Source organism: Streptomyces sp. enrichment culture (assembly GCF_964272895.1).
Taxonomy (GTDB): Bacteria; Actinomycetota; Actinomycetes; order Streptomycetales; family Streptomycetaceae; genus Streptomyces.
The window spans coordinates 5,082,828-5,106,122 of sequence record NZ_OZ186832.1 but is presented as its reverse complement, the minus strand read 5'-3'; the positions used below and the strand labels follow the sequence as shown (position 1 = coordinate 5,106,122).

Below are 23,295 nucleotides of genomic sequence, written 5' to 3'. Positions count from 1 at the left end.
TCCGGGATGTGGACGGAGGCGGGGGGTGGCGGGTGGGGCGGGCGCGACGGGGAGCCTGCGGACCTGGACCGCAGATCACAAGAGATCTACCAGCGCCTAGACATCGCCGCCGGCGCCGCGGGGACCCCCGCAGGTCGCAGCGTGCCCGTCCCCCTCACCGTCCCGTTCCCCGTCCTCCCCCGGAGTCCCGCTCTCACGCCGCTCGATGAGCTGCCGTACGAGCCGGACGAGCTCGGCGGGTTCGAAGGGCTTGGCGAGGAAGGCGTCGACCCCGACGTCGAGCCCGCTCTCGACCTCGTACTGCGTACAGGCGCTGACGACGGCGACCGGCAGATCACGCGTCCGCGGATCGGCGCGCAGCATGGCGACGGTCCTGAGCCCGTCGAGCCGGGGCATGACGACATCGATGGTCACGACGTCCGGCCGCACCTGATGGACGACATCCAGACACTCGACACCATCGGCCGCGGTCACGACCTCGAGGCCCTCCAGCTCGAGATTGACCCTGATCAGCTGCCGGATGACCTTGTTGTCGTCCACAACAAGCACCCGGCCCGACGCGCCTGGCACAACTTGAGAGTAGGTCCGCACCGGCCACCGCGTCCGGCTTTTCCCGACTTCCACCCCCTCCGAGGGACATCAACCCCGTTGCTGACCACCCCGAAAGAGCTGGTAGTGTTCTACCCGTCGCCGCGAGCAACACGCTCCACAACCGACACGCCCCCGTAGCTCAGGGGATAGAGCAACGGCCTCCGGAGCCGTGTGCGCAGGTTCGAATCCTGCCGGGGGCACCCTGTATGAGGTGTCCAAAGACCCCGCCGTCAGCTAGTTCGCTGAGGACGGGGTCTTCGCGTATTTCCGCAGGGGTCGTCAGCCGGCGTCCGGCCACTTCGCAGGGGGCGGTGGCTTGGGGTCAGTCTGCCGTTTCGCCTGGCGGGCGTTTTCCGCTCGGAGGGTGGTCAGCCACGGCCACAGGTCGGGCAGAGGCTGTGCCGGGCAACCGAGGCGGTGGTCGATGCGGCAGCGCTGGAACTGGTCCGGGGGGCAGACGCCGTAGACCGTCACTCGTCCGTCGGACAGCTCGATCCATCGATGCTCCGCCGGCACTGTGTGGGCGAGCGGATGCATGTCGGGCTCCAGCAGCACCCAGTCCTGGTCGAGTGTCGCCACCCGGTCCTGCAGCAGTCCGCAGTGCGGGCAGCGGGACTTCCCACTGCCCAGGCGTCGCGGCCACTCCTCCGAATCCCCCATACGGTGAGGGTCGCCAGCCCGGGTGCCCAGGCGTAGAGCGCAAACCGGACGGAACACCTGGGGCAGCCGTCCGCCATCGGGGCGAGGGGTGACGCGGCAGGTGCATCCGGCAACCAGCGGCCGACCACACGCGGCCGAGACGCGACGAAGCCGCGGCCCGTTGTCGATGGAACGGCCGAGGCACGAGGAGTGCCGACAGGCCCTGCCGTCAGGCAGCGGCACCGGCACGGGGGGGGTGGGCGTCGGCGCATCTAGGATGATGCGGCCGTGCTCCGAGGGCCGGCGTGTGTCGTGTCCTGGAGTGTGTGTGCGAATAGGTAAGAGGGCTGCCCGTGCGCGGGTGGCGGGTGGCGAGCGGATCGTGGTGCTCGACGGGCTGCGGCTCGTCGCCGCGCTGATGGTGGTGGCGTACCACTATGTGGCGTTCGGGGAAGGGTGGGAGGGGTCTCAGGCCCAGCTGTTCCCCGTCGTCTTCCGGCCGTCCGCGTACGGGTGGCTCGGGGTCGAGCTGTTCTTCATGATCAGTGGCTTTGTGATCTGCATGAGCTGCTGGGGGCGCTCCGTCGCCGACTTCTTCGTCTCGCGGGTGATCCGGCTCTACCCCGCCTACTGGCTGGGGGTGCTCGCCACGACCGCCGTGGTGGCCCTGGTGGCCGGCGGTGTCGAGCCGCTGGCCTGGCGGGACGTGCTGGTCAACCTGACGATGTTGCAGTGGCCCATGGGGGTCGAGCATGCCGACGGGGTGTACTGGACGCTCTGGGCCGAGCTGCGGTTCTATCTGCTGTTCGCCCTGGTGGTGTGGCGGGGGGTCACCTATCGGCGGGTGCTCGGGTTCTGTCTGCTCTGGGCGACCCTGGCGCTGCTGGCCACCGGGTACGACTTCCGGCCTCTGGACCATCTGCTGGTCGTGCCGCACTGCTGGTTCTTCATCGCCGGGCTCGCCTTCTATCTGATGTACCGCTTCGGGCCGAACCTGCTGCTGTGGGGCGTCGTCGGTCTCAGCTTCGTCATGGGGCAGTACGTGGCCATGGACACCTGGCGCAGGACCCTGGACCGGGTCGGGGACAACATCCCCGGCTGGGGGGTCGCCGTGCTCATCACCGTGTTCTTCGTGGTGATGGCCGGGGTCTCGCTCGGGTGGTTCCGGCGGGTCCAGTGGCGGTGGCTGCCGGCGGCCGGGGCACTGACCTACCCGCTGTATCTGCTGCACGAGTCCATCGGGTGGGAGGTCTTCCACCGCTTCCAGGGCTCCGTCGACCGGTGGGTGCTGCTCTGCGGCACCGTCCTCGCCATGCTCGTGGTGGCGCACCTCGTGCACCGGTGGGTGGAGCGGCCCGTCTCCCGTCGGCTCAAGCGCTCCCTCCAGGCGGCCTTCGCGCAGGTCCGCGCCGATGGCGACGGACAGCCGGAACGTTTCGCCGCCGCCGCCGACGCCGGTGAGCAGCGGAAACCATCCGCCGAGGGCTCGTACGGCGGTGGCGGGCAGCACCCGGAGCTCCAGCCGATCGCGCCGGGGGGCGGCACGGCAACGGCAGGGGCAGGGGCGGCGGCAGCGGCAGGGGTCGACGTGAGCGGAGTGCCCTACCGCGGGTGAGGGCGGCCCGCCTTCGGGCCGACGTCAGCGGAGTCCCGTACCGCCGTCGGATCGGCGTGCGCGGGGTCCCGTACCGCCGTCGGATCGGCGTGCGCGGGGTCCCGTACCGCCGTCGGATCGACGTGCGCGGGGTCCCGTACCGCCGTCGGATCGACGTGCGCAGCAGCCCCGTACCGCGGGTGACGGCGGCCCCCGCCGGTCCGGCGCCCGTGGTTGCGCCGTACCGCGCAAGCGGGTGACCGCCGTCGGCACGTCACGCCGTGCGCTTGCGGGCCGCCGTCTTCTTCGCCGGGGTCTTCTTCGCCGCCGTGGTGCTCTTCGCCGACGCGCTGCTCTTGGCCGCGGCCGTCTTCTTGCTCTGGGTGCCCTTGCCCGTCTGGGCGGACTTCGTCGACTTCTTCGCCGAGGCGGTGGTCTTCTTGGCCGCCGTCTTCTTCGCCGTCGACTTCTTGCCGGCCGGCTCCTTCGGCTGGGCGCGGGAGGTTCTGCTCCGGGGCAGGGGGTGGACCTCGGCGGGCTCCTCGCCGCGGGACTCCTTGGCGGCGCGGACGCTCTTCTCCAGGGCGGCCATGAGGTCGAGGACCTTGCCGCCGGCGGCGGGCTCGGGGGCCTCGGGGGGTGCCTCGCCGGCGGCCTTCGCGGCGATGACCTCCTCGACGGCCTCGCGGTACTCGTCGTGCAGATCGTCGAGGTCGACCTCGCCGAGGGTGTCCATCAGGGCGTCGGCCAGGTCCAGTTCCTTGTCGCGGACGGTGACCGAGGTGTCGGGAGCGACGCCCTCGGGGGCGCGGACCTCGTCGGGCCAGAGCAGGCCGTGCATGGCGATGGCGTCGCCCACGACGCGGAGCATGCCGAGGCGTTCGCGGCCGCGCAGGGCGTACTTGGCGATGGCCACCTTGTGGCTGCGTTTCAGGGCCTCCCGGAGCAGCGTGTACGGCTTCGCGGCCGGGGCGCCGCCCGCCGCCAGGTAGTACGCCGCGTCCATCTGGAGCGGGTCGATCCGGTCGGCCGGCACGAAGGCCACGATCTCGATGGTCCGGGCCGTCGGGATCGGCAGGTGGGCCAGATCCTCCTCGGTGATCGGGATGATCGTGCCGTCCGCGTCCTCGTAGCCCTTGCCGATCTCCGCCTGGGTGACCTCGCGGTCCTCCAGCTCGCAGAACTTGCGGTAGCGGATGCGGCCGCCGTCCTCGGTGTGGATCTGGCGGAAGGAGATCGAGTGGCTCTCGGTGGCGTTCACCAGCTTGATGGGGATGCTGACCAGGCCGAACGAGATGGCGCCGTTCCATATGGATCGCACGTGCGGCACACCTTCCGGGACAGTCGGGCAGACGGTTGCTGTCGTTTCGCCGTTTTCGGGCGGTATCCGACGGTTTCGTGTGATTCTCATCGTATGACGCCGATCACAGAGGTGGAGGGACGGCGGCTCGCGCTCAGCAATCTGGACAAGGTGCTCTATCCGGCGACCGGGTTCACCAAGGGCGAGGTGCTGCACTACTACGCGACGACCGCCGACGTCCTGCTGCCCCATCTGAGGGACCGTGCGGTGTCCTTCCTGCGCTATCCGGACGGCCCCGACGGTCAGGTGTTCTTCACCAAGAACGTGCCGCCCGGTACGCCCGACTGGGTCACCGTCGCCGAGGTGCCCCGGTCGGAGGGGCCGGCCCGGATGGTGGTGATCCAGGATCTGCCGTCGCTGATGTGGGCGGCCAATCTCGTCACCGAGTTCCACACCCATCAGTGGCGCGTCGACGATCCCGACGAGGCCGACCGGGTGGTCTTCGACCTCGATCCGGGGGCGCCCGCCACGATCGTGGAGTGCTGCGAGGTCGCCCTGTGGCTGCGGGAACGGCTCGCGGCGGACGGCATCGAGGCGTACGCGAAGACCTCCGGCTCCAAGGGGCTGCATCTGCTGGCGGCGGTGCGCGGAGCATCCTCCGAACAGGTGTCCGACTATGCCAAGTCGCTGGCGGTGGAGGCGGAGCGGGCGATGCCCCGGTTGGTCCTGCACCGGATGACGCGCAGCCTGCGGCCGGGCAAGGTGTTCGTCGACTGGAGCCAGAACGCCGCGCGCAAGACCACGGCCACGCCCTACACCCTGCGGGCCCGGTCCGAGCCGCTCGTCTCCGCGCCGGTGACCTGGACCGAGGTCGAGGAGTGCGGGGCGCCGGATCAGCTCGCGTTCGGCGCACCCGACCTCGCACCCCGGTTGCAGGACTACGGCGACCTGCTGGCGCCGCTGCTCGACCCCGACCGCGCGGGCGCCCTGCCGTAGGGCGAGCCCTCACCCGGCCGGGGACTCGCGGCGGGGCCGGCCCCACCGCGAAGGAGCAGCATGACAAGCGCCGCCCCACCCCGACGCCGCCCCGCCCGACGCCCCCGTGCCCTTCGGCCGCACCCCCGGTCCCGTCACGCCCGCCCGCTCCCCCGCGCCCTGCTCGTCACCGTCACCGCCCTCGCCCTCGGCGCGACCCCGTGGACCGCGACGGCCGCCGTCCCCGCCGCCTCCCGGCCCACCGCCCCCGACGTCGTCCTCGACTGGAACCGCATCACACACGCCGTGGTGCACGAGGACGCGGAGCGCTACACCTCCGAGCAGACGGTGTGGCACGGCCTGGTCTCGGCCGCGGTGTACAACGCGGTCGTCGGCGTCGAGGGCCGCTACACCCCGTACAAGTGGCACGGCCGGGCCCCGCGGGGCGCGTCCAGCGAGGCCGCCGCCGCGGCCGCCGCGCACCGGGTGCTGTGGACGTACTTCCCGCGGTCCCGCGCACGGGTCGACCGCGCCTACGCCGACTCGCTGGCGCGGATCCCCGACGGACCCGCCGAACTGCTGGGCGTCGCCTTCGGGGAGCGGGCCGCCGCGCACGTCGTGGGACTGCGCAGGGGCGACGGCCGTACGACCGCGATGGCCTACGACCGGCCGCCCGCGCCCGGCGTGTGGCGGCCCACGCCGCCGGAGCACAAGCCGTTCCATGTGCCGTGGCTGGCCCGGCTGCGCCCGCTGGTGGTCGAGTCGCCCGACCAGTTCCTGCCGGGCCCGCCGCCCGCCCTGACCTCCCGCCGGTACGCCAGGGACGTCGCCGAGGTGCGGGCGCTGGGGGCGAAGGACGGCTCGGCGCGCACCCCGCGGCAGACGGAGACGGCACGGTTCTTCGCCGATGTGCTGACCCGGCAGTTCCAGGACGCCCACCGCGGCTATGTGCGACGGCACGGGCTGGACATCGTCGAGGCGTCCCGGCTGTTCGCCGCGGCCAACACGGCGATGGCGGACGCGACGATCACCGCGTGGAACGCCAAGTTCGGCTACGGCCAGTGGCGTCCGGTCACGGCGATCCGGCTCGCGGACACCGACGGCAACCCGGCGACTGAGGCCGACCCCTCCTGGACCCCGCTGCTGCGCACCCCGCCCTACGCGGACTACGTCAGCGGCCACAACGCCATCGACGGCGCCGTCGTCGGCGTACTGGACCGGCTGACGGGCGGGGACATCGATCTGCGGATCTCCTCGAAGGTCACCGGCACCACCCGCACGTACACCCGGTCGGCCGACTTCGACCGGGACGTGATCGACGCGCGGGTGCTGGGCGGGATCCACTTCCGCACCAGCGACGAGGTGGGCAACCGCATGGGCCGGCAGATCGCCCGGTGGACGATGGATCACCACTTCCGGCCCGTCGGCTAGAGCCGCGCCCCCCGGCCCGCCGGCCGGCCGCGCTCCCACTCCGCCGGCCAGCGCCGCGGTTCCAGTCGGTCGGTCGCCTAGAGCCGCAGCCAGGTGTGCCGGTCGCGGGCCATCGCGTGCAGGGCCTCGATGTCGGCCGGTTTGAGGACGCCGCCGAGGCGGGCGAGGCCGGGGAGGTCCGTGTCCTCAAGGACGCGCACCCCGCGCGGTGGGGCGGCGAGGGTGACGCGTCCGGCCGGGCCGGCCAGCGCCAGGACGGGGCGGACCTCGGCGGTCAGGGCGTGGGAGGCGCGGTCGGCGGTGGCGCGCACCCGGCGCAGCAGGGGGCTCGCCTCGCCGCGGCCCAGGGTCACCATGGGGTCGGCGATCTGCACCCGCAGCTTGCGCGCGTAGACGGTGTGGACGGCGAACAGGCCGCCCGGCCCGATCGCCAGGTGGTGGATGCGGTCGCCGCCGGGCAGCGGGACGGAGTGCAGGGCGTGCCAGCCGGCCCCGTCCAGCCGGTCCAGGGCCTCCCCGACCGTCTGCTCGGCGAGCAGCGCCCGCCGCCGGGGGTCGGTGCGCAGCAGGCGGGCGGGGGCGGGGTCGCGGTCCAGGGCGACGAGCAGGGCCTCGCCGGGCCGGTTGGGTGCCAGGTCGTCGTCCGGGTGCAGGGTGAGCCGGGCCAGCTCCGCGGGGGTCGGCGGCGGGGGCGGGCCGACCGTGACGGGGCCGGTGATGAAGGGGTCGAGGGCGTGCAGGACGTCGGCTCTGCGGTCCTCGGTGAGCAGGTTCACCCGGCCGCTCTCCCTGTCGTACCAGGCGATGTTGCGACCGTCCCGCAGACAGACGTACAGCCGTTCGCGGCCGTGTCGCCAGGTCGGTACGACGCGCAGTCCGCTCATGCGCCATCACCCCCATGACCATGGGAACAGGCGGGGTGCTCCGCGGGCAAGAACCCCGCTACCTTTGACAGCAGTTGGGCAGGTCCCGCGGTTGGGGAGGCGCCGTTGCGTACCCGCAGGAAGCAACCCGACGTACCCGCTCCGCAGCACCCGTGGGACGAGGTCGTGCCCGGTCTGTTCATGGGCGGGCACGAGTTCCGGGGCCGGTCGGGGCAGCTGGAGACCGTGGTGGTGCGCGACGAGTTCGATCTCGTGCAGACGCTGCTGCGGCTGCCGGGGTACGGCCCCGACGCGGGCGTGGAGCACCAGGTGTGGCCCATTCCGGACGGGCCTTTGGACGGCACGCAGCTCGCGGGCGTGATCCGGCTGGCGGAGGCGGCGTGCGACGCGCTGGACGCGGGCCGCCGGGTGCTGGTGCGCTGCTACCACGGCTACAACCGCTCCGGTCTGGTCGTCGCGCACGCGCTGGTGCGCCGGGGGCGGTCCGCCGAGGAGGCGATCCGGCTGATCCGTGCCCGCCGCTCGTCGTGGGCGCTGCACAACGAGCTGTTCGAGGAGTATCTGCGGGCGGGGCTGCCGACCGCCCGGCTGCTGGAGGAGCTCGCCGAGTAGGGGGCGGGGCCGGCGTACCGCGTGCGACCGGGGACCTTTCACGTTAATAAGGTGTACGGGGCCCGTCGCCGTCCCGCATCACAGGAGTTCCGTGCCGCCCCTTCGCCGCCCTTCGCGGGCTCTTCTCACCGCCGCGGGCGTCGCCGTGCTCGCGGCGGTCACCGGCTGTGGCGACGCGGGCGCGCTGCGCGGCGCGGGTGCGACACCGACCGCGGTGGGGCCGACCCGGCTGTGGCCCGAACTGCCGCCCGCCTCCTCGCCCGCCTTCGACTTCGACGAGGCGGAGACGGAGGTGATCAAGGGCGTACGGGTGACGGACAGCGTCCATGACGCCGACCCGGTGGCGATCGTGCGGGCCGAGATCGAGGGCGCCCCCGAGGAGTACGCCGGTGCCCGCGCCAAGTACCACGAGACGGCCGAGCGCATGGCCGACTGCACGGCCGGCGCCGGCAAGGGGCGCTGCCCGGTGCTGCGGCCGTACTACCGGGACCTCACCGGTGACGGGCGCGACGAGCTGACGCTGGGCTTCCGGCAGCTGCCCGGCACGCTGACCGCCGTCCGGGTGTACACGGTGGAGCGGGGGCGGCTGGTGCGGGTCATGCACTACGAGGACGCGCTGAGCGGGGTGGAGCTGGCCGGCCAGTCGGTGATCGTCCGCTCGCCGTCGGAGGTCGCGGGGTACGAGTACCGGTTGCAGTGGACGTGGGACCCGGACCAGCGGGCGATGCTGCTGACGCAGGACGAGATGCTGCGCACCGGCGGGCGTACGGCGATCCCGGCGCCCTCGCGCACGGCCGGCCCGGCGTCCTCGCACACGGCCGTACCGGCGCCCTCGCGCACCGCGGGCCCGGCGTCCTCGCACACGGCCGTACCGGCGTCCTCGCACACCGCGAGCCCGGCGTCCTCGCCCCCGGCCCGCACGACCGGCCCCGCCTCCCCGTCGCCCTCCCGCTCGGCGGCCCCCCGATGAGGTTCGCGCCGCCGGGCACGCTCGCCGCGAAGACGGCGGTGTTCATCACGGTGATGTGCTGCGCGCTGGCCGCGCTGCTCGGTGTGCTGGTGCATGTGTCGGTGACCCACCAGACGGTGGAGCAGGCGCGTGAGCTGGCGCTGGACCGGCTGACGCAGGCCACGGACGCCTTCGAGGCCGGGGACACGCCGACGCCCGGCACGGGGGTGGACCCCGAGGGCCTGCCCGCGCGGCTGCGGGCGCTGGCGGCGGGCGGTGAGCGCGGCACGATGGTCGCCGACCACCGGGGCCGGCCGACGATGTGGGCGGCGGGTCCGGCCGACGGCGGGCGGGTGCTGGCGGTGCAGGTCGACTACTCGCAGCAGGCCCGCACCATCGACGGCCTGGACCGGGCGATCCTGTGGTCCTCGGCGCTGGCGATCGGGGCGACGCTGCTGGTCGGCGCGCTCGCGGTGCAGCGGGTGACCCGGCGGCTGCACGCCACCGCGCGGGTGGCCCGGCGGATCAGCGCCGGTGATCTGGACGCGCGGGTGCACGACCGGCGCTCCCGCGATCCGCGGCGGCCGCAGGACGAGGTGGCCGCGGTGGCCGCCGCGCTGGACTCGATGGCGGGGTCGCTGCAGAGCAAGCTGCTGGCGGAGCAGCGGTTCACCGCGGACGTGGCGCACGAGCTGCGCACCCCGCTGACGGGGCTGCACGCGGCGGCGGAACTGCTGCCTCCGGGGCGGCCGACGGAGCTGGTGCGGGACCGGGTGGCGGCGCTCAGGACGCTGACGGAGGACCTGCTGGAGATCTCGCGGCTGGACACGGGCCGGGAACGGCTGGATCTGACGACCGTGGAGCTGGGTGCGCTGGCCGGGCGGGTGGTGCGCGCCGCCGGGAACGACACGGAGGTGCGGGTCGTGCGGGATGTGCTGGTGGAGACGGACCGGCGGCGGCTGGAGCGGGTGCTGGGCAATCTGGTGGCCAACGCGCACCGGCACGGGCGGGGTCCTGTGGTGCTGACCGTGGACGGGCCGGTGGTGACGGTGCGGGACCACGGGGACGGGTATCCGGAGTACCTCGTCGAGCACGGTCCGCAGCGGTTCCGGACCGAGGGGGGTTCCAAGGGGCACGGGCTGGGGCTGACCATCGCGTTGGGGCAGGCGGACGTGCTGGGGGCGCGGTTGTCGTTCGCCAACGCGCGGGACGGCGGGGCCGTCGCGACGCTGCGGTTGCCGGGGCGGGCCGGCTGAGAGCTCGGGGGATCGGCCGTCCGCCGGGGGCGGGGTGCCGGCCGGTGGTGCGCACCCGCGCGGCGCAGCCGTACATCGTCCTGGCCCCGCGCCCCTTGACTCCGTATGGAGCACGTCGGCGGGCATATGACCCCCATCCCTCCTAGCGTGGCGGTTAGTCAGCTTTCGCCCCTTTCCCCGGAGGTACGCATGTCCCTGCGCTCCCGCCTGGTCATATCCCTGACGACCGCCGCACTCGCCCTCGGCGGCGCCGTGACGCCGGCCGTGGCCGGTGACGACGGGCACCACGCGAAGAACAACCCGCGCCTGTACAAGGGCGTGGTCACCGCGAGCACCCTGCTGCTGCGCAGCGCGCCGCACCGGGGCAGCCAGGTCATCGGGTCGCTGCACCGGGGGCAGAAGGTGAAGATCTTCTGCAAGACGGTCGGCGAGAACATCAACGGCAACAACCGCTGGTACCTGCTCCCGGACGGCACCTGGGCCTGGGCGGCGGCGTACTACATCAAGAACATCGGGCCCGCCCCCCGCTGGTGCTGACCCCCATCGGGCGCACCACAGGGCCGCAAGGCTCGCAAGGAGCTCCATTTGGGTAAGTTCCGGACATGACGAAGGCCGGAACCGGAATCACCGCGACGGTCCCGGACGCGCCCGCTCCGGCGGTGTGCCTCCCCCGGCGCCGGGGCGTCGAACTCGCCCTCATCGTCCTCGCCGTCCTGCTCTCGGTCTACGGCTACTGCGCGGTGGGCCTGGCCAGGAACGGCACCGTCCCGCCCGGCGCCGCAGGTTACGGCGCCGGGCTGGGCGTGCTCGCGCTGCTGGCGCATCTGGTGGTGCGGCTGCGTGCCCCGTACGCCGATCCGCTGCTGCTGCCGATCGCGGTGCTGCTCAACGGGCTGGGGCTGGTGCTGATCTACCGCCTCGACCTGCAGACGCCCGGCGACCGGGCCGCGCCGACCCAGTTGGTGTGGTCCACGCTGGGCGTCGCCCTGTTCATCGCGGTCGTCGCCGCCCTGCGCGACCACCGGGTGCTCCAGCGGTATGGGTATGTGTGCGTGGCCGCGGCCCTCGGGCTGCTGGTGCTGCCGATCCTGTTCCCGGCGGTGAACGGCGCCCGCATCTGGATCCGGATCGCCGGATTCTCCATCCAGCCGGGCGAGTTCGCGAAGGTGCTGCTCGCGGTGTTCTTCGCCGCGTATCTCGCCGCCAACCGCGGCGCGCTGGCGTATGCGGGCCGCCGGGTGTGGTGCGTGCAGCTGCCGACCGGGCGGGTGCTCGGCCCGATCGTCACCATCTGGCTGCTCAGCGTCGGCGTGCTGGTCCTGGAGCGCGACCTGGGGACCTCGCTGCTGTTCTTCGGGCTGTTCGTGGTGATGCTCTACGTCGCCACCGGCCGCACCGGCTGGATCGCGGTCGGCCTGCTGCTGGCGGCGCTCGGCGCGGTGGCCGTGGGCTGGCTGGAGCCGCATGTGCACAGCAGGGTGGAGGACTGGCTGCACCCGTTCGCGACGATCGAGGCCGGGCAGGGGCCCAACCAGCTCTCGCAGTCCCTGTTCGCCTTCGCGGCCGGCGGTGTGCTGGGCACCGGACTGGGCCTCGGGCACTCGATCCTGATCGGCTTCGCCGCCAAGTCCGACTTCATCCTGGCGACGGCCGGGGAGGAGCTGGGCCTGGCCGGACTGTCGGCGATCTTCCTGCTGTACGGGCTGATGGTGGAGCGCGGCTACCGGGCCGGCCTCGCGCTGCGCGACCCGTTCGGGCGGCTGCTGGCGGTCGGGCTCGCCTCGATCGTGGCGCTCCAGGTGTTCGTGATCGCGGGCGGGGTGACCGGGCTGATCCCGCTGACCGGCATGGCGATGCCGTTCCTGGCCCAGGGCGGCTCCTCGGTCGTCACCAACTGGGCCATCACCGCACTGCTGATCCGGATCAGCGACTCGGCCCGGCGCCCGTACGCCGGACCGGCCGGGCAGGGCGCACCATGACGCGGCACATCCGGCACGCGGCCGTCTTCTGCGCCCTGCTGCTGGTGGCCCTGCTGGTCAACGCCGCCCGCATCCAGGTCGTCCAGGCCCAGCGCTACGACGACAGCCCCGCCAACCGCCGCGCGGTCATCGCCCGTTACGCCCAGCCGCGCGGCGACATCCTGGTCGGCGGGCGGCCGGTCACCGGCACCCAGGACACCCGCGAGCAGCTGCGCCATGAACGCACGTACGACAACGGACCGTTGTACGCACCCGTGACCGGCTTCGCCTCGCAGCAGTACGGCACCAGTCTGCTGGAGCACGCCGAGGACCCGGTGCTCACCGGCACGGACCCGATGCTGGCGCCGTTCCCGCTGTGGCACGACCTCACGCGCGCCCGCAGCCCCGGCGGGGACGTCGTCACCACGCTGAACGACGCCGCGCAGCGGGCGGCGTACGCGGGGCTCGGCGCGCGCAAGGGCGCGGTGGCGGCGATCGAGCCGTCGACCGGGCGGATCCTGGCGCTGGTGTCGACACCCTCGTACGACCCGGCGGTGCTGTCGGGCAACGGCCCCTCGGTGCGGGACGCGTGGGCGCGGCTGAACGGCGACCGGGAGAAGCCGATGCTGAACCGGGCGGTGCGGCAGACCTATCCGCCGGGGTCGACGTTCAAGGTGGTCACCGCGGCGGCGGCGCTGGACGCGGGCGTGGTGACGGACGTCGACGCACCGACCGACTCCCCCGCCCCGTACACCCTGCCCGGCACCACGACCTCGCTGACCAACGAGTCCGACGGCTGCGAGGACGCCCCGCTGCGGGTGGCGTTCATGTGGTCCTGCAACACGGTGTTCGCCAGGCTGGGCGTGAGGGTGGGGCTGGAGAACATGGCGGCGACGGCTCAGGCGTTCGGCTTCAACGACCCCGAGGTGCGCATCCCCTTCTCGGTGTCGCCGAGCACCTTCGACACCGGTGTCGACCGGGCGCAGCTGGCGCTGTCCTCGATCGGCCAGTACAACACGCGGGCCACCCCGCTGCAGATGGCGATGGTGGCGGCGGCCGTGGCCAACGGGGGGCAGGTGCGGGCGCCGTATCTGGTGGAGCGCACCACCACGGCCGAGGGCACGACCGTGGCGACGGCGGGGCCGCGTCCCGTGCGGCAGGCGATGCATCCGGCGACCGCGCTGCGGCTGCGGGAGCTGATGCGGGACGTGGTGGAGAAGGGCACCGGCACCAACGCGGCCATCCCCGGCGCGGTGGTGGGCGGCAAGACCGGCACGGCCCAGCACGGGGTCGGCAACTCCGGTACCCCGTACGCCTGGTTCGTGTCGTGGGCGCAGGGCGCGCGGGACCTGGAGCCGAGGGTGGCGGTCGCGGTGGTGGTCGAGGACGGTTCGGCGGACCGGGAGCACATCACCGGCGGCGGGATGGCGGCGCCGATCGCGCGGGCGGTGATGCGGGCGGTTCTCACGTCCTGAGACGGGGGCTGTCCGCGGCGACGGGGGCCGACCTACCGTTCGGTCATGACTGAATCCGCCGCGTACGAAACTGAATCCGCCGCGTACGAACTCGCCCAGGTCAACATCGCCCGCCTCCGATTCCCGCTGGATTCCCCCGAGTTGAAGGACTTCGTCGACAACCTCGACCCGGTCAACGCCGACGCCGACGCGGCGGACGGCTTCGTGTGGCGCCTGCAGTCCGAGGGTGGCGACGCGACGGACATCCCGGTCTTCGGCGACCGGTGGCTGATCATCAACATGTCCGTGTGGCGGGACGGCGACGCCCTGACGGCCTTCATGTACCAGGGCCGTCATCGGGAGATGCTCTCCCGGCGCCGCGATTGGTTCGAGCGGGTGCGGGAGGCCATGGTCTGCCTGTGGTGGGTCCCGGCGGGCCACCGCCCGACGGTCGCGGAGGCGGAGGCGCGGCTGCTGCATCTGCGTGCCAACGGGCCCACGCCGTACGCCTTCACCCTGCGCACCTCCTTCCCGCCGGGCGCCTCTGAGCCGGTACTCGGGGAGGTGCCGGAGGGGCTGGGCTGCGGGGTCTGAGGTGCGCCGGGAACCGGTGGCCGTGTGGCCGAGGCGCCCGTCGAACGTGTGACCGAGGGGCGGGGGGTCGCCCGCCTCGGCTCGACAAGTTCTTGCACGGGGGATTGACGCCCTTGCTGACGCGCAGTCTTATAAGAGCTGTGACCGGCGGGTAACCCGCCATGCCCCCGTACGACGAGGTGGATCAGCCATGACGACCCTGACGGAAGCCGACGCGCTGGACGGGCTGCGCGACGCGCTCGGTCTGCTCAAGGACCGGGAGCAGGTGGCCGAGCGGCTGCTCGCCTCCTCCGCCAAGCACTCCTTCGACCCGGACAAGGAGCTCGACTGGGACGCGCCCTTCGAGGACGGCAAGTGGTTCTGGCCGCCGGAGCTGGTGTCGCTCTACGACACCCCGATGTGGAAGCGGATGAGCGAGGAGCAGCGGATCCTGCTCTCCCAGCACGAGGCCGCGGCACTGGCCTCGCTCGGCATCTGGTTCGAGATCATCCTGATGCAGCTGCTGTGCCGGCACATCTACGACAAGGCCGCCACGAGCGCGCATGTGCGGTACGCGCTCACCGAGATCGAGGACGAGTGCCGGCACTCCAAGATGTTCGCCCGGCTCATCGCCCGCGGCGACACCCCCTGGTACCCGGTCAGCCGGGTCCACCAGAACCTCGGGCGCCTGTTCAAGACCATCTCCACCACGCCGGGTTCCTTCACCGCGACCCTGCTCGGCGAGGAGGTCCTGGACTGGATGCAGCGGCTGACGTTCCCGGACGAGCGGATCCAGCCGCTGGTGCGGGGCGTCACGCGCATCCACGTCGTGGAGGAGGCCCGCCACGTCCGCTACGCCCGTGAGGAACTGCGCCGCCAGATGCTGACCGCTCCGCGCTGGTCGCAGGAGTTCACGCGGGTCACCTCCGGCGAGTTCGCCCGGGTGTTCTCGGTGGCGTTCGTGAATCCCGAGGTCTACACGAACGTGGGCCTGGACAAGCGGGAGGCGATGGCGCAGGTGAAGGCGAGCGGGCACCGGAGGGAGGTCATGCAGACGGGGGCGAAGCGACTGACGGACTTCCTCGACGACATCGGGGTGCTGCGGGGTGTCGGGCGGCGGCTGTGGAGGTCCTCGGGCCTGCTGGCCTGAGCTTTCGGACGCGGTGGCGCGTGGCTGGGCCGGGCCCGCGCGGCGCAGCCGCACAGCGGCACGGTCCCGCGCCCCGGGTGGGACCGCTCACCGGCCGATTACGCTGCACCCATGACCCCCTCCGCCCCCGCCTACCGCCGGCTCAGCGTCGAGGAGCGACGTACCCAGCTCCTCGGCGCCGCCCTCTCCCTCTTCGCGCACCGCGCCCCCGAGGACGTGTCGCTGGACGACGTGGCGGAGGCGGCCGGGGTGTCACGGCCGCTGGTGTACCGGTACTTCCCCGGCGGCAAGCAGCAGCTGTACGAGGCCGCGCTGCGCTCCGCCGCCGAGGCCCTGATGCACTGCTTCGACGAGCCCCGCGAGGGCCCGCTGCTCCCCCGCCTGTCCAGGGCCCTGGACCGCTATCTGGCCTTCGTCACGGAGCACGACGCCGGCTTCAGCGCCCTGCTCCAGGGCGGCAGCGTGGTGGAGACCTCCCGGACCACGGCGATCGTGGACGGCGTACGGCGCACCGCCGCCGAGCACATCCTCAGCCACCTCCAGGTCACCGAGCCGGGCCCCCGGCTGCGGATGACGGTCCGGACCTGGATCACGGCCGTGGAGGCGGCCTCCCTGATCTGGCTCGACGAGGACAAGCGGCCGGACGCCGAGGAGCTGCGGGACTGGCTGGTGGAGCAGTTCTTCGCGATGCTCACGGTGACCGCCCGGCGCGACCCGCAGACCGAGGCGATCGTGACCGCCCTCGCCGGGGCGGATGGCTGACACTGGTGCGGTGAAGAGCGAAGACACCCCGTTCGAGGGCGGACCCATGGACGGCCGGGTGCTGCCGGTGCTGCTCGGCATGACCGGACACCCGCCCAAGACGTACAGGATCCCCGTGCCCGACCCGGCGGGCGGCGAGCCGACCGTGCTGGTCTACCGCCGCGTCCCGCGCCACGAGGGCCGGCACATGGGGCTGCGCAACCGCTGGAAGTACGCCTACGACCCCCAGGGCGACCAGGGCGGCGGCCGGCCGCGCTGGCCCTGGTCGAAGCCACACGCCACGCCGGGCGGCAAACCGGACGGCACCCACGGGTGACGGCGTTACGCCGCCTCGCCCACATCCGGCGCGCGCACCCGCGAGAACCCGTCCCATGCTCGCGGTGCGGGGCGATCGCTCCCGTGCACCGGAGGTGATGACGTGTCAGGAAGGCTTCTGCGACTGGTCTGTACGGCGGCGACGGCGGCCCAGGCCGTCCTCGTGGCCGCCCCCGCGGCGGCCGTCCCGGAACCCGACGCGACCGCGCTGCACAGCCCGGCGGCCGCCGACCGCCCCGTCGCGGACCTGCTGACGGACCTTCAGCGGCTGTACCGCGAGGCCGAGCAGGCCACCGAGAGGTACAACGCCACCGGGGAGAGGCTCAAGGAGCAGCGCGCCGAGGTCGCCCGGCTCGACACCGCGCTGTCCCGCGTCCGGCTCTCCCTGCACGACAGCCGGGGCGCCGCCGGACGCCTGGCCCGCCAGCAGTACCAGAGCAGCACCGACCTCTCCCCGTACGTCCGTCTGCTGCTCGCCCGCGACCCCCAGCACGCCCTCGACCAGGGCCATGTGATCGCCCGTCTGGCCCGCGACCGCGCCCGCACGGTGGGCCGCCTCACCGGCACCGAACGCAAGGCCGCCGAACTGGCCCGCAAGGCCCGCGAGGCGCTGGACCGCCGGCTGACGCTCGTCGAGCAGCACAAGAAGCAGCGCGACGACGTACGCAGGCGCCTGGCCGAGATCGAGGGTCTTCTGGCCGCCCTCACCCCCGAACAGATCGCCGCCCTCGGCGCGTTCGAGCGCCAGGGCATCGCCAGGGCCCAGCGGGAGATCATGGCCGCCCCCGGCGCTCCCAGCGCCTTGGCGGAGCCCTCCCGAGCGGCCGACCGCGCCCTGCGCCACGCCGTCCAGCAGATCGGCAAGCCCTATGAGTGGGGCGCCGAGGGCCCGGACACCTACGACTGCTCGGGCCTGACCTCCCGGGCGTGGGCGAAGGCGGGCGTACGGATTCCGCGCACCAGCCAGGAGCAATGGGCGCGGCTGGACCGCGTCCCGCTGTCCGGCCTGCGCCCGGGAGACCTGGTCGTCTACCACCCGGAGGCCACCCATGTGGCCCTCTACCTGGGCGAGGGCATGATCGTCCACGCCCCCAGGACGGGAGAGCGGGTCCAGGTGGCGCCCCTCGCGTCCCTGCCGATCCTGGGTGCGGTACGCCCCGAAGGGGCCCCGTCCGAGGTGCGGCTCCGCCGCGCGGGCGCGAGCGACCACGGAGGACCCGCGGTCGCCCGTGCGGCGAAGCCCCGCCACGACTAGGCGAACGACCCCAGGTACGCCGCCGCCTTCTCCTCCTCGAAGAAGAAGTTCTCGAAGTCGGCCGGGTCGTTGAACCCGTTGGCGAACCGATCCGCCACAGCCGGGATCTGCCCGGCCGCCCCGATCAGGTTCAGCACATGCTCCGGCGGCGGAGCCAGCATCGCGTTGGTCCACTTGACCACATGCTGAGCCGTGGCCCAGTACCGGTCGAACGTCTGCTGCATCCAGACCTCGTCGAACTCCTTCTCCCCGTGCTCAAGGATCGAGGCGAGGTACGAAGCCGCGCACTTGGACGCGGAGTTGGAGCCCTGGCCGGTGATCGGGTCGTTCGCGACGACGACGTCGGCGACACCCAGCACCAGCCCGCCGCCCGGCAGCCGGCCGATGGGGTTGCGGACCGTCGGCGCGTAGCGGCCGGACAGCGTGCCGCCTGCGTCGGTCAGCTCGACCTTGGTGGCGCGGGCGTACTCCCAGGGCAGGAACTTCTCCATGAGCTCCAGCGTCAGGGAAAGGTGCTCCGCGGGGTCCTTGACGCCCTGGAAGACGTCCAGCGGACCGCCCGGAACGCCCTCCCAGAACAGGATGTCGGCCCGCCCGGAGGTGGTGAGCGTCGGCATGACGAACAGCTCGCCGACGCCGGGGACCAGGTTGCAGCGGACCGCGTCGAACTCGGGGTGCTCGGGGCGCGGTCCCAGCCCGTGGACGTAGGCGACCGCGAGGGCGCGCTGCGGCTCGCTGTACGGGGAGCGGGAGGCGTCGCGGCCGAACATCTGGACCAGCTCGCCCTTGCCCGCGGAGACCAGGACGAGGTCGTAGGCGCGGGAGAAGTAGTCGAGGTCGGAGACCGCGGCGCCGTGGATGACGAGCTGGCCGCCGCGCTGGGCGAAGGTCTCCATCCAGCCGGCCATCTTCACCCGCTGGTCCACGGACTGGGCGTAGCCGTCGAGCCTGCCGACCCAGTCGATCAGCCGCTGCGACTCAGGACCGGCGACCGAGACGCCGAGGCCCTCGATCTTCGGGGCCTGGGACTCCCAGAAGTTCAGCTGGAGGTCGCGCTCGTGCTGGAGGGCGGTGTGGAACATGCACTGCGTCGACATCACCCGGCCGGAGCGGATCTCGTCCGCGGTCCGGTTGGACATCAGGGTGACCTCGTACCCGTGCGACTGGAGTCCGAGGGCGAGCTGGAGGCCGGACTGGCCGGCTCCGACGACGAGTATCTTCCGCATACGAGTGCTGTTCTCCTACTCGGGTGTTTCGTCGAGGGCGTGGCCCACGAGGGCCAGAAGGGTCTCGATCACCGAGATCCGGCGCCGCGCGTCCATGATCATGACAGGCACGTGCGGAGGAACGGTGAGGGCCTCGCGCACGTCCTCCGGCTCGAACAGCTCGGTGCCCTCGAAGTGGTTGACCGCCACGACGTACGGCATCCCGCAGCTCTCGAAGTAGTCGAGCGCGGGGAAGCAGTCCTTCAGGCGGCGGGTGTCGGCCATCACGACGGCGCCGATCGCACCGCGCACCAGGTCGTCCCACATGAACCAGAACCGCTGCTGGCCCGGCGTGCCGAACAGGTAGAGCACCAGGTCGTCGTCGAGCGTGATGCGGCCGAAGTCCATCGCCACGGTCGTGGTGAGCTTGCCCGGCGTGGCGGTGAGGTCGTCGGTCTCCTCGCTCGCCTCGGTCATCAGCGCCTCGGTCTGCAGCGGCGTGATCTCCGAGACGGCGGTGACCAGCGTGGTCTTGCCGACGCCGAAGCCTCCGGCCACGACGATCTTCGTGGCGATGGGGGCGCGGGTGCGGTCCGTCTGCCAGGATTTCAGGTTCTCGTCCGTATCGACGAGCGGGGCGACGCCCGCCGCGGGGGCGGCGTCAGAGACGACGGAGTCCACTCATCACCCTTTCGAGCAGTGCGCGGTCCGGCCGGCCCGTGCCGTGGCCCGTGCCCGTCCCGTACACCCGGATCTTTCCCTGGTCCGCGAGATCGCTGAGGAGCACGCGGACCACACCGAGCGGCATCTTCAGCAGCGCGGCGACCTCGGCCACCGTGCGCATACGGCGGCACAGTTCGACGATGGCCCGCATCTCGGGCATGACCCGGGTGCTGAGGGAACCATTCGTCAGCTCTTTGCGCTCCTCCGGCGCCTCCAGCTCGCCCGTGGTCGCCACGAAGGTCTCCACCAGCAGGACGTGGCCGAAGCGGGTGCGGCCGCCGGTGAGCGAGTAGGGGCGCACCCTGGCGGGCTTGCGGTCGCCGCCGCGGACGGGGAGACGGTTCTTCGGCACGCCGGCGGTCATCGCACGCTCCCCGCGGTCTCCGACTCCAGGGATTTGCGCAGCTCGCTGCGGAGTTCCGGCGTCAGGACGTGCCCGGCGCGGCCCACGAAGAGGGCCATGTGGTACGCCACGACGCTCATGTCGCAGTCGGCGGAGCCGTGCACACCGAGCAGCGAGCCGTCGCTGATCGACATCACGAACAGGCTGCCCTCGTCCATGGCGACCATGGTGTGCTTGACGCCGCCGAACTCCAGCAGGCGGGCGGCGCCCACGGTGAGGCTGCCGATGCCGGAGACGACGGTGGCCAGGTCGGCGGAGGAGCCGCGGGGGCCGGTGGGCCTGCCCTCGGCCGCCTGGCGGGCCGCCTCGTTCCTTCCCGGGTCGGAGGAGAGGAGCAGCAGGCCGTCGGAGGAGACCACGGCGACCGAGAGGATGCCGGGCACCTCCTCGACCAGATTGGTCAGCAGCCAGTGCAGATTGCGGGCCTCACTGCTCAGTCCGAAGGTACTGGGCGCGGTCAACTGCTTGCCTCCTCGACTGTGCCCCCCGTGGCTTCATCGGCGTGTGCGTGTACGTCTCGTGCGGCGGTCTGTGCGATCTCTGCCTCTACGTCGCGGTAGCCGGCCTCCGCTCCCCTGCGGAAGCCGCCCAGGCGACGGCGTAGGGCCTCGGCGTCCACGGAGCCGCTGCGCTGGCGCGGCGCCGGGACGGAGGCGGTGATCTTCGGAGTGCGCTTGGGCAGGCCCTTGGCGGTGAGGGGCTCGTCCTCGTCGGGGGTGCGCTCGTGCTCGGCCTCGGCCCCGGTCTCGCCTTCGGCGGCCGCGGGCTCGTCGTCCCGGACCTCGGCGTCCGTCGCCGGTACGGGGGCCAGGAGCTCCATGGTCGTCTCCGCCGGCGTTTCCGTCGGAGCCTGCGCCGGTGCCTCCGTCTCCGCGGAGTCCGGTGCCGTCTCCGCCTCGGCCTCCGCCTCCGCGGAGTCCCGTACCGGCTCCTCGGCTTCCGCCGACGCCCGTACGGTCTTCTCCGCCAGCTCCACCAGTGGGTCGGTGCCCGCGGTGCGGCCCGGAAGGACGTTGGAGTTGGCCTCCGCGTCGGCGCCGGGGAGGGAGAAGGAGAGGGTGCCGCCGGAGGCGGGAGCGGTGGAGGGGACCGCGGCCTGCGGGGCGGCGGCGAGCAGGCCGGTGGGCAGGACGACGACCGCCGCGATGCCGCCCTGCTTCTGCTCGCGCAGCTGGACGCGGACGCCGTGGCGGTGGGCGAGGCGGGCGACGACGTAGAGCCCGAGGCCGAGGCCGTCCTCGCCCTCCTGGTCGTACGGCGTCTCCGGGTCGAAGTCCTTCAGGCGGGAGTTCAGCCGCTCCAGGCGCTCGCCGGCCATGCCGATGCCCTCGTCCTGGACGGAGAGCATGACCTCGCCGTTCTCCAGGAGCCAGCCGGAGACCTCGACGGGCAGGTCGGGCGGGGAGAACGAGGTGGCGTTCTCCATGAGTTCGGCCAGCAGGTGGCTCAGGTCGTCCGCGGCGAACCCGGCGATGTGCGCGTGCGGCGGCAGCGCGGCGATACGGACGCGCTCGTAGCGCTCGATCTCGCTGACGGCGGCGCGGACGACGTCGACCAGCGGGACGGGGTGCGCGGTCTGCTGGACATGCTCGGTGCCGGCGAGGACCAGGAGGTTCTCGCTGTGCCGGCGCATGACCGTGGCGAAGTGGTCCAGCTTGAAGAGGGTGGCGAGCCGCTCGGGGTCCTGCTCGCGCTCCTCCAGGCCCTCGATGACGGCCAGTTGCCGCTCGACCAGGCCCAGCGTGCGCAGGGCGAGGTTGACGAAGGTGGAGCCGATGGAGCCGCGCAGCCGCTCCAGGGCGGCGGCGGAGCCGGCGAGTTCGGCGCGCAGCTCCTCGCGGGCGTCGGCCATCTTCTGCCGCTGGCCGACCAGGTGCTTGCGGTCGGCCTCCAGGGTGGCGATGCGCTCGTGGAGGGCGGCGGCGTGCGCGTGCAGGGCGTTGACGGAGCGGACGACCTGGGCGAACTCGTCGTTGCGGCCGGTGAACTTCACCGGTTCCTCGGCGGCCGGGTCGGCGGCCTCGGCCAGCCGCTTGGAGCCGAGGCGCAGCACCGCGAGCGGGCGGGTGAGGGTGCGCGCCATGGCGGTGGCGATGCCGACGGCGAGCAGCATCAGGGCGCCCAGCACGGCGATGCGGATCTCCAGCGCGGTGACGTCGTCGTCACGGAGCTGGGCGAGGTCCTTGACGCGCTGGTTGTAGAGGGCGGACTCGACGCCGCGCATGGTCTCGACGCGGGCCGTGAGGGCGGCGTCCAGCTTCTCCGGGCTGACGCTCTGGTCGCCGTCGGAGAGGGTGGGTTCGTCGGTGAGGGCGGCGAGGTACTTCTCGGCGTCGTTGACCTCGGCGCCGGTCACCGTGGACTCGTAGGAGGTGCGGGCCTTGTCGGTCGCGGTGTCCTGGAAGTCGGCGAGGGCGGCGTCCGAGCGCAGCCGGGCCTGCTGGGCGGCGGTGGACAGGGCGTCGCGCTGCTCGGGGTCCTCGGAGACGGTGTTCTCGACGTTCTGGCCGGTCACCGGGTCCCAGACGGTCTCCGTGCCGCTCGGCACGTTCAGCGCGGCCAGCAGCAGCCCGCGGGTGGCGGCGGCCTGCTGGACGGCCATGTCGAGCTCGGCGAGCGCGTAGGCGCCGGAGCCGGCCCGCGGGGGCAGCTGCTCGGCGAGGTCCTCGGCGAGGCGGTGCAGCTCGGCGATGGCCGTGGAGTACGCCTCGTGCGTCTCCAGCGCGGTGCTCTTCCCGGTGAGCGCCGCCCGGCGCAGGGCGGCGATGGAGTCCAGGTCCTCCCGCAGCGCGGCGGGGGTGTCGGTGTCGGCGCGCAGCTCCTGCACCTGCCGGTCGACGCGGGCGCTGCGCTGCTCGGAGGGTGCCTTGGACTTGGGGCGTCCGGCGGCGACGAAGGAGGTGACCTCGTCACGCTCGTCGGCGAGCGAGTGGGCGAGGGTGAGGGCGTCGCGGGTCTGCTCGGCGAGGGTGACCAGGTCCTGCGTGTCGCTCAGCTGCCCGGAGGCGGCGAGTACGGAGGGTGCGCCCGCGCCGGCGATCGCGGCCGCGACGACGGCCACGGCGACGATCAGCCGGTTGCGTACATGGGTCGGCCGACCCTTGCCGACCGGGGTGCCGGGCTGCTGCTCCGGGCCCCCTTCGGGAGCCGTCTGCCTGCCTGTGCGCCGAGGCCGCATCTTCTGCACCGGTGCTCGCATTCCTGTACTCGTGTACCCATGGGCCCGGGTGACGCCCCGTCAATCGGTGCAACTGGTGCGCACACAC

General features: G+C 72.8%; 23 protein-coding genes and 1 tRNA gene. 15 read left to right on the top strand and 9 right to left on the bottom strand.

Annotated elements, in window-relative coordinates:
- Positions 1-96: 96 nt before the first annotated feature.
- Positions 97-624 (bottom strand): response regulator, encoded by a 528-nt coding sequence (locus ACSU6M_RS23240; protein ID WP_437072000.1) that lies wholly within the window; start codon positions 622-624, stop codon positions 97-99.
- Positions 625-719: 95 nt separating this feature from the next.
- Between ACSU6M_RS23240 and ACSU6M_RS23235 the strand changes: the two genes are divergently transcribed.
- A tRNA-Arg gene (locus ACSU6M_RS23235) sits at positions 720-791 on the top strand.
- Positions 792-870: 79 nt separating this feature from the next.
- Here ACSU6M_RS23235 and ACSU6M_RS23230 read toward each other — a convergent pair.
- Positions 871-1,251: a DUF6083 domain-containing protein gene (locus tag ACSU6M_RS23230; protein ID WP_437071998.1), complete on the bottom strand. Its 381-nt coding sequence runs from the start codon at positions 1,249-1,251 to the stop codon at positions 871-873.
- Positions 1,252-1,558: 307 nt separating this feature from the next.
- Between ACSU6M_RS23230 and ACSU6M_RS23225 the strand changes: the two genes are divergently transcribed.
- Positions 1,559-2,845 carry an acyltransferase family protein gene (locus tag ACSU6M_RS23225; protein WP_437071996.1) on the top strand — a complete coding sequence of 429 codons (1,287 nt, stop codon included), beginning with the start codon at positions 1,559-1,561 and terminating at the stop codon, positions 2,843-2,845.
- Positions 2,846-3,098: 253 nt separating this feature from the next.
- Here the strand turns inward: ACSU6M_RS23225 and ACSU6M_RS23220 are convergent, their stop codons facing one another.
- Positions 3,099-4,145 carry a Ku protein gene (locus ACSU6M_RS23220; protein ID WP_437071994.1) on the bottom strand — a complete coding sequence of 349 codons (1,047 nt, stop codon included), beginning with the start codon at positions 4,143-4,145 and terminating at the stop codon, positions 3,099-3,101.
- 93 nt (positions 4,146-4,238) lie between these two features.
- Here ACSU6M_RS23220 and ligD point away from each other — a divergent pair, with 93 nt between their 5' ends.
- A complete protein-coding gene (gene ligD / locus ACSU6M_RS23215; protein WP_437071992.1) occupies positions 4,239-5,120 on the top strand; it encodes a non-homologous end-joining DNA ligase in 882 nt (293 codons plus the stop codon).
- A 60-nt stretch (positions 5,121-5,180) separates the two neighbouring features.
- Positions 5,181-6,530 (top strand): vanadium-dependent haloperoxidase, encoded by a 1,350-nt coding sequence (locus tag ACSU6M_RS23210; protein ID WP_437071990.1) that lies wholly within the window; start codon positions 5,181-5,183, stop codon positions 6,528-6,530.
- 77 nt (positions 6,531-6,607) lie between these two features.
- Here the strand turns inward: ACSU6M_RS23210 and ACSU6M_RS23205 are convergent, their stop codons facing one another.
- Positions 6,608-7,414, bottom strand: coding sequence for a nuclease-related domain-containing protein (locus ACSU6M_RS23205; protein ID WP_437071988.1), 807 nt, complete (start codon positions 7,412-7,414; stop codon positions 6,608-6,610).
- Between the two features lie 105 nt (positions 7,415-7,519).
- On the opposite strand from ACSU6M_RS23205, the gene ACSU6M_RS23200 reads away from it, so the two are divergent.
- From ACSU6M_RS23200 to ACSU6M_RS23150, 11 genes are all read left to right on the top strand, one after another.
- Positions 7,520-8,026, top strand: a complete 507-nt coding sequence (locus ACSU6M_RS23200; protein WP_437071986.1) for a protein-tyrosine phosphatase family protein — start codon at positions 7,520-7,522, stop codon at positions 8,024-8,026.
- Positions 8,027-8,117: 91 nt separating this feature from the next.
- Entirely contained in the window at positions 8,118-8,996 is an 879-nt protein-coding gene (locus ACSU6M_RS23195) for a hypothetical protein (protein ID WP_437071984.1), read from the top strand.
- The gene (locus ACSU6M_RS23190) at positions 8,993-10,231 is read left to right on the top strand and encodes an ATP-binding protein (protein ID WP_437071982.1); all 1,239 of its coding nucleotides are present in this window, start codon (positions 8,993-8,995) and stop codon (positions 10,229-10,231) included. The genes ACSU6M_RS23195 and ACSU6M_RS23190 overlap by 4 nt, the downstream gene beginning before the upstream one ends.
- Positions 10,232-10,420: 189 nt before the next feature.
- The gene (locus ACSU6M_RS23185; RefSeq protein ID WP_437071980.1) at positions 10,421-10,768 is read left to right on the top strand and encodes an SH3 domain-containing protein; all 348 of its coding nucleotides are present in this window, start codon (positions 10,421-10,423) and stop codon (positions 10,766-10,768) included.
- A 65-nt stretch (positions 10,769-10,833) separates the two neighbouring features.
- Positions 10,834-12,210 carry an FtsW/RodA/SpoVE family cell cycle protein gene (locus ACSU6M_RS23180; protein WP_437071978.1) on the top strand — a complete coding sequence of 459 codons (1,377 nt, stop codon included), beginning with the start codon at positions 10,834-10,836 and terminating at the stop codon, positions 12,208-12,210.
- Positions 12,207-13,664, top strand: coding sequence for a penicillin-binding transpeptidase domain-containing protein (locus ACSU6M_RS23175; RefSeq protein WP_437071976.1), 1,458 nt, complete (start codon positions 12,207-12,209; stop codon positions 13,662-13,664). Before ACSU6M_RS23180 ends, ACSU6M_RS23175 begins: the two co-directional genes overlap by 4 nt.
- A gap of 45 nt (positions 13,665-13,709) precedes the next feature.
- A complete protein-coding gene (locus ACSU6M_RS23170) occupies positions 13,710-14,237 on the top strand; it encodes a DUF3291 domain-containing protein (RefSeq protein WP_437071974.1) in 528 nt (175 codons plus the stop codon).
- Between the two features lie 190 nt (positions 14,238-14,427).
- Positions 14,428-15,366 carry an AurF N-oxygenase family protein gene (locus ACSU6M_RS23165; RefSeq protein ID WP_437071972.1) on the top strand — a complete coding sequence of 313 codons (939 nt, stop codon included), beginning with the start codon at positions 14,428-14,430 and terminating at the stop codon, positions 15,364-15,366.
- A 111-nt stretch (positions 15,367-15,477) separates the two neighbouring features.
- Positions 15,478-16,128 carry a TetR/AcrR family transcriptional regulator gene (locus ACSU6M_RS23160; RefSeq protein ID WP_437071970.1) on the top strand — a complete coding sequence of 217 codons (651 nt, stop codon included), beginning with the start codon at positions 15,478-15,480 and terminating at the stop codon, positions 16,126-16,128.
- Positions 16,129-16,138: 10 nt separating this feature from the next.
- A complete protein-coding gene (locus ACSU6M_RS23155) occupies positions 16,139-16,444 on the top strand; it encodes a hypothetical protein (protein WP_437071968.1) in 306 nt (101 codons plus the stop codon).
- A 102-nt stretch (positions 16,445-16,546) separates the two neighbouring features.
- A complete protein-coding gene (locus ACSU6M_RS23150; protein WP_437071966.1) occupies positions 16,547-17,698 on the top strand; it encodes an NlpC/P60 family protein in 1,152 nt (383 codons plus the stop codon).
- On the opposite strand, the gene ACSU6M_RS23145 is transcribed toward ACSU6M_RS23150, so the two are convergent.
- Genes ACSU6M_RS23145 through ACSU6M_RS23125 form a run of 5 tightly spaced genes read right to left on the bottom strand, consistent with a single transcriptional unit; the run spans position 17,695 to position 23,228 of the window.
- On the bottom strand, positions 17,695-18,924 hold the full coding sequence (locus ACSU6M_RS23145) for a styrene monooxygenase/indole monooxygenase family protein (RefSeq protein ID WP_437071964.1): 1,230 nt from the start codon (positions 18,922-18,924) through the stop codon (positions 17,695-17,697). The two genes, ACSU6M_RS23150 and ACSU6M_RS23145, sit on opposite strands and share 4 nt — an antisense overlap.
- A gap of 15 nt (positions 18,925-18,939) precedes the next feature.
- Entirely contained in the window at positions 18,940-19,584 is a 645-nt protein-coding gene (locus ACSU6M_RS23140) for a GTP-binding protein (protein ID WP_437071962.1), read from the bottom strand.
- Positions 19,565-19,990 carry a DUF742 domain-containing protein gene (locus tag ACSU6M_RS23135; protein WP_437071960.1) on the bottom strand — a complete coding sequence of 142 codons (426 nt, stop codon included), beginning with the start codon at positions 19,988-19,990 and terminating at the stop codon, positions 19,565-19,567. Before ACSU6M_RS23135 ends, ACSU6M_RS23140 begins: the two co-directional genes overlap by 20 nt.
- On the bottom strand, positions 19,987-20,490 hold the full coding sequence (locus tag ACSU6M_RS23130) for a roadblock/LC7 domain-containing protein (RefSeq protein WP_437071958.1): 504 nt from the start codon (positions 20,488-20,490) through the stop codon (positions 19,987-19,989). Before ACSU6M_RS23130 ends, ACSU6M_RS23135 begins: the two co-directional genes overlap by 4 nt.
- Positions 20,487-23,228, bottom strand: coding sequence for a sensor histidine kinase (locus ACSU6M_RS23125; RefSeq protein ID WP_437071956.1), 2,742 nt, complete (start codon positions 23,226-23,228; stop codon positions 20,487-20,489). The genes ACSU6M_RS23130 and ACSU6M_RS23125 overlap by 4 nt, the downstream gene beginning before the upstream one ends.
- Positions 23,229-23,295: the final 67 nt, after the last annotated feature.

Coding starts and splice junctions, on each gene's coding strand:
- ACSU6M_RS23175 (WP_437071976.1), top strand. CDS start 12,207: ATGACGCGGCACATCCGGCACGCGGCCGTCTTCTGCGCCCTGCTGCTG.
- ACSU6M_RS23180 (WP_437071978.1), top strand. CDS start 10,834: ATGACGAAGGCCGGAACCGGAATCACCGCGACGGTCCCGGACGCGCCC.
- ACSU6M_RS23145 (WP_437071964.1), bottom strand. CDS start 18,924: ATGCGGAAGATACTCGTCGTCGGAGCCGGCCAGTCCGGCCTCCAGCTC.
- ACSU6M_RS23230 (WP_437071998.1), bottom strand. CDS start 1,251: ATGGGGGATTCGGAGGAGTGGCCGCGACGCCTGGGCAGTGGGAAGTCC.
- ACSU6M_RS23160 (WP_437071970.1), top strand. CDS start 15,478: ATGACCCCCTCCGCCCCCGCCTACCGCCGGCTCAGCGTCGAGGAGCGA.
- ACSU6M_RS23165 (WP_437071972.1), top strand. CDS start 14,428: ATGACGACCCTGACGGAAGCCGACGCGCTGGACGGGCTGCGCGACGCG.
- ligD (WP_437071992.1), top strand. CDS start 4,239: ATGACGCCGATCACAGAGGTGGAGGGACGGCGGCTCGCGCTCAGCAAT.
- ACSU6M_RS23135 (WP_437071960.1), bottom strand. CDS start 19,990: ATGACCGCCGGCGTGCCGAAGAACCGTCTCCCCGTCCGCGGCGGCGAC.
- ACSU6M_RS23210 (WP_437071990.1), top strand. CDS start 5,181: ATGACAAGCGCCGCCCCACCCCGACGCCGCCCCGCCCGACGCCCCCGT.
- ACSU6M_RS23125 (WP_437071956.1), bottom strand. CDS start 23,228: ATGCGAGCACCGGTGCAGAAGATGCGGCCTCGGCGCACAGGCAGGCAG.
- ACSU6M_RS23190 (WP_437071982.1), top strand. CDS start 8,993: ATGAGGTTCGCGCCGCCGGGCACGCTCGCCGCGAAGACGGCGGTGTTC.
- ACSU6M_RS23170 (WP_437071974.1), top strand. CDS start 13,710: ATGACTGAATCCGCCGCGTACGAAACTGAATCCGCCGCGTACGAACTC.
- ACSU6M_RS23185 (WP_437071980.1), top strand. CDS start 10,421: ATGTCCCTGCGCTCCCGCCTGGTCATATCCCTGACGACCGCCGCACTC.
- ACSU6M_RS23205 (WP_437071988.1), bottom strand. CDS start 7,414: ATGAGCGGACTGCGCGTCGTACCGACCTGGCGACACGGCCGCGAACGG.